The organism is Marinobacter persicus (assembly GCF_002934325.1).
In the GTDB taxonomy this organism is placed as follows: Bacteria; Pseudomonadota; Gammaproteobacteria; order Pseudomonadales; family Oleiphilaceae; genus Marinobacter; species Marinobacter persicus_A.
The window spans coordinates 1-4,464 of the sequence record NZ_PTIV01000060.1; the positions used below are offsets into that span (position 1 = coordinate 1).

The 4,464-nt window shown below is 43.2% G+C and carries 5 protein-coding genes; all 5 read right to left on the reverse strand.

Features of this window, described 5'->3' with window-relative positions; all coding sequences use genetic code 11:
• Positions 1-306: 306 nt before the first annotated feature.
• Complete coding sequence (locus tag BY454_RS16330; protein WP_258075684.1) at positions 307-1,665, reverse strand: biosynthetic peptidoglycan transglycosylase; 1,359 nt, start codon at positions 1,663-1,665, stop codon at positions 307-309.
• 32 nt (positions 1,666-1,697) lie between these two features.
• Entirely contained in the window at positions 1,698-2,513 is an 816-nt protein-coding gene (locus BY454_RS16335) for a hypothetical protein (RefSeq protein ID WP_146082733.1), read from the reverse strand.
• A 224-nt stretch (positions 2,514-2,737) separates the two neighbouring features.
• Complete coding sequence (locus BY454_RS16815; protein ID WP_146082734.1) at positions 2,738-3,373, reverse strand: hypothetical protein; 636 nt, start codon at positions 3,371-3,373, stop codon at positions 2,738-2,740.
• 89 nt (positions 3,374-3,462) lie between these two features.
• Positions 3,463-3,804 carry a hypothetical protein gene (locus BY454_RS16340; protein ID WP_104417626.1) on the reverse strand — a complete coding sequence of 114 codons (342 nt, stop codon included), beginning with the start codon at positions 3,802-3,804 and terminating at the stop codon, positions 3,463-3,465.
• A gap of 92 nt (positions 3,805-3,896) precedes the next feature.
• Positions 3,897-4,280 carry a hypothetical protein gene (locus BY454_RS16820; RefSeq protein ID WP_146082735.1) on the reverse strand — a complete coding sequence of 128 codons (384 nt, stop codon included), beginning with the start codon at positions 4,278-4,280 and terminating at the stop codon, positions 3,897-3,899.
• Positions 4,281-4,464 lie beyond the last annotated feature (184 nt).

Here is a 4,464-nt window from a genome sequence, read left to right on the forward strand (position 1 = left end):
GCTGTTAGTGTTGGTTTTTTGTGTAGGAGCTTGAAATCATAACACTTTCAGCCGCTTCTTCCTTCCTTACGCCGCCTCCTCATGAGAAATCCGGGCTAGGGGGTTCAGACTTTATGCTCTACGGCGGGAGTCCTCCGCGTCCTACTGTGCTTTTACGAACGTCTGAAGGCGCAGGAATGATCCGCAAAGCCGCCCTCATCGCCTGCATGAGAAAGAAGATTGTGGTGCTCAATATCATGATCAAAAACAAGGAACCATGGCGGGGTGAAATGGCTCAATTTATTGAATTGACACCACAGCCACTTGTTAAACACCCCACAGGGTTCGTAGTTTCTTCACTTCATTACTAGAAGCAATAATCTTTCGATCGCGAACCGCATTCTCATAAAGCAAAGTCAAGGCTCGTAAATCTGAGTTATTCATCAAGCCTTTATCTTTTGCAGACTTAGCAGTCTCAATGATTTTATTTACTAACAATCTAGAGCGAACGTTGCTAACCCTTTCGACAAGGAAAAAGGCTTGAGCGTTTGAAGGTTTTTTTTCTACCTTACCCCAGAAGTGCTCCATCGCCTCGACAACACCAAAGCAACCGCGCTCAAAGCGAACCGCGGAAATGTATATTTCTAATATAATATCCTTAGAAAAAACGTTTGTGAGCCATGGAGCCAAAGAAAGCTCTATAAACTTTCTTCGATAGGTTTTTCCTAAATCTGTAATAAATAGCGTTCTCACTACCTGCTGGGGAATAGTTGAACCGCCGGATCTAGGCTTTACCTTGATCAACCCAAGGATACTTCTAAAAATAGATTTGTAATCAATTCCAGAATGACTGTAGAACCTTTTGTCTTCTACAAAAACAAGAAATCTTTTAATGTTGTCAGTGTCTATTTTAAGCCTGTCAGTTTCATAGAAAGAAAGCTTGGCCCTGTAAATTATATATTCGATATTTTCAACGAGAGGGAGCCCAATAAGTCTAGACAAGCGTCTATAAAAGATAAGCCTAGTCGTCTCATGAACATCTAGCAGAGAAACCCTATAGATCAGCATGGTAGAGAAAAACCAAGCAACAGAAATGCAAGCGATAAGTAATCCGGCGGAACTTACCTCAAAAATATCTTGATTCTGTTTCACCATATAGGCGATCAGAAACAATATCACCGAGGTTGAAATTATTGAGACAATCCAAAAAGGGTAAGCTGCATACGTAAACCAACCTGGGAACAAACGGACTGCCAATGGTTGATCGGCGCCCTCAACTCTCCAGTTTGGCAATAACAACTGAACCCTTCCATAACTCAGACCAAGCATTCGCCTCAAAATGATAACTTTTCTACCTGAAAAAACTATGGACCTTTGTCGATCGGAGAAATATTTAAGCGTCACAAACGAAAATGCCAATATTATTGACAGCAAAACAATAGAAATGATATAGGGAGGCAATATATCCTCAAAAACCGATGCCAGCCGATCGGATGAGCCAACTAACAACGAGCCCAAAGCTGCGGAAGAAACGAGAGAAACATTTGAGGCGTTAAGAAAAACACGCTCCTCCGACTCTAGGTTTTTAGCCGCAACTCCATATTCTGCGAGGGCAATATCGCGATCATTGAAGTGATAAGTCGGGAAATGCTGGCGCCAGCCTATTTTATAATCTTCTTCGATCAATTTAAATTTCCACCCTAAAGCTTAACAGCGTATTAAGTGTTTCTGACACCAAACTGATTCATTGGATGATTTGACATCTCGACTTCATCCATGTAATGGATCCTCTCCCTCAAAATTGGTGCCGGAATAACATCTCTTAGCCCTTGAAAATGCCCGTCGCTGGTAAAAATTTTAGCTGCATAGGTAACGTACATAGAATGGAGGCTATCGAACCAAACACCGCGAGGATACTTGCCTCTCGCCTGCGAAATTGTCATACAGGACATAATTATAAAAGGGCCACGATGTATTAGGGCTGGAAGTTCTTTGATGACATACCAAGCTCTGTCCAGAGTGGAATGTATTCCAAGATTTTCCCAGAATTTTTTGATCGGCCCATTCTCAAATTCAGCCTCAGCACAAAGAATGGTGAGTATGTAGTATAGCGATACTTTGTACTGTAGCCGAAGCTCCTCGGTCGTCGGCTCCCCATCCTTTATAAATGGTATCTCTCTCACCATGCTGCTCAGAGAAGCATCGAAACCAGCATAGCTTTTATCCGCGGATAGAATCACGTCTCCAAATTTGATCAGATTGTGTATTTCTTTAGTGAATGACTGAATCAGTTTTGCCCGCCTTCTCAGATCCTCGTGATCCAGAACAAATGTTCGATTCCGGTCATCTACTAAGCCCCTCCACACGTTGGCTATGTTACTTTGAGAAAGTAATTTCCTTGGCTTTTCCACCATCGGCATCCCTTGTTCGATGTAGGAAACAATCAGCTCAGATGGAGAAGGCAAAAGCTCCCGACCAAAAAGGTGTTGGCAAAAATAAATTATTTCTTCTCTTCGACGTTCGTCAGACGTCATTAAGATTTCCCAGAGCGTGACGGGCGATATCCTCCAGTCACGACCCTTATTCAGTTGAAGCTGCTTTGTTGCCAGCGCAGACTCGACAGAACGCCCGTCCATGAAGAAATTGACGGCTGAAGTTTCGAAATACCAAATCTCCATAGGAATCACTTAACGCTTTGCTCACCGGTAAATTGCGAGCGCAGCGAGTAATTTATCCGCGTGCAGCAATTTGTCATGCACTATTTTAACTGTGGTACGCCATCGATGTTTTCAAGGCACTTATTTATAGATGATGTTTGCCTCTCATAAATTTTACCTTTCGAGACGATGGTGCTTCTGACGCCAGTTAGAAACTCAGTTTTTTCTGCCGGTAGCTTGTCTATAGCCACATCAATCCAAAATAAATAATTGTATATTCTTTGTAGCGTTGCTGGACTTAGGTTTTCGGGAGCTTTAGCTGCAATATTATTTATATGTCGAATGTCACCTTCTGAAAGCCCCTGATTATTGTGCTTCTCATAGTATTTTTTCAATACTGAATATGAGCAGTTGAGTTCGTCTATAAGTTTATATTCTCTTAGCATCAAGTACTCAATCGCTCTTTTCTCTGGGTTGTCCTCAGACGCACCACCTCCGCCGCCGGGCCCTCCCCCTTCTCGATCATTTTTTGGGAAAGTAAATTTGGTTAAATCGGGAATCCCAGATAACGATCCTTCCCCAGCACTATTCTTTGCGCACGTCGGCCCTGCGTATGATAACTCTCCTGTCTCCAAGTGTTTTAAAACATAAGCTTTAAGAGAAGTTAAGGGCTGCGGACAGAAATCACACTTTCTGGTAGTTTCAGTCAGATCACGTCTAATTACCTGATACTGCACAATGTCTCCTTTAACGCCGTGCTTTGCGGCTGTTTTGAAGGAGCGAAGCGACGAAAAAACCGTCCGACAACAGCCCCTTGTTAAGAGCTCTATTCACGAGGTTTATCGCTCTGCTCAGATTTCAGCGCTTGAATAGACTCGTCGCGTTGACTTCTGATTTTTTCTAACCATTCGTCTGTTGCGGATAACAGACCAGTCGCTGCCCCCATGAAAAACCCGAATACACACATGGTTGCTACCGCTGATCCAGTTGCCCCGAAAATGGCCGAGACGAAAATCAAGGACGCCAAATAAAGAGGAACACTTTCACCAGCAGTGCGTTCCCATTCTCGCTTTTTCCGAAGGTTGTACCACCTAGACGAGAAGTGCCCGATCAAGGCAAATAGGTAAAATGGAACGACAAGATCTCCGAACGATAAGAAGTCCGGCATCGCTTTTCTCCTCCTGCGGAGTTATCGATGCGTGTCCACTGAACTGGGGGAAGTCCACGGTCAAATTAATGGCTTTGTTAGGGAGGGTGAAACTATGCAAATACATCTTCATAATCCTCCCATGGGTAGACTTTTATAGCACTTTTATCACTTGACACCAAGTAATTGATATGACAGATGATAGCGACAATTGAAGACAGTGCTAAATCAAATTCAAAACCTGAACTACCTTTGTGGACTATCAAATTTCTAGAATTTTTTAGCTGAGCCAAAGCTGCAGCAATACTAAACTCTATATCTTTTGGATTCGCTTTAAAAGGCTCGGCAAAACCATTTCGCACTTTTTCAACATCAGAATAATCAGGGTCTCCTTTCGGAAGAAATACCTTTCTATGCCAAGCACTTCTATCCTTGACGAAGCTGGGATTAACTATCGATGTCACCTCATCACCATAAACCTCAAGAACACTGAACATGTAGACAAGAGAGACCGTGCTAATTGGGTAAGTCGACAACTCTTCACTTATTTCATGTGCGCCGATATCGCAGTCATCACGCAGGACTGCGCGGCCTCAATAACTAAGTGCAACACCCTCTAATCGAGTATGGTGTTGCCATGAACAATCACTACCGCCACCTCAGTACGACAGACCGTGTCAC

Coding starts and splice junctions, on each gene's coding strand:
- BY454_RS16820 (WP_146082735.1), bottom strand. CDS start 4,280: ATGTTCAGTGTTCTTGAGGTTTATGGTGATGAGGTGACATCGATAGTT.
- BY454_RS16335 (WP_146082733.1), bottom strand. CDS start 2,513: ATGACGTCTGACGAACGTCGAAGAGAAGAAATAATTTATTTTTGCCAA.
- BY454_RS16340 (WP_104417626.1), bottom strand. CDS start 3,804: ATGCCGGACTTCTTATCGTTCGGAGATCTTGTCGTTCCATTTTACCTA.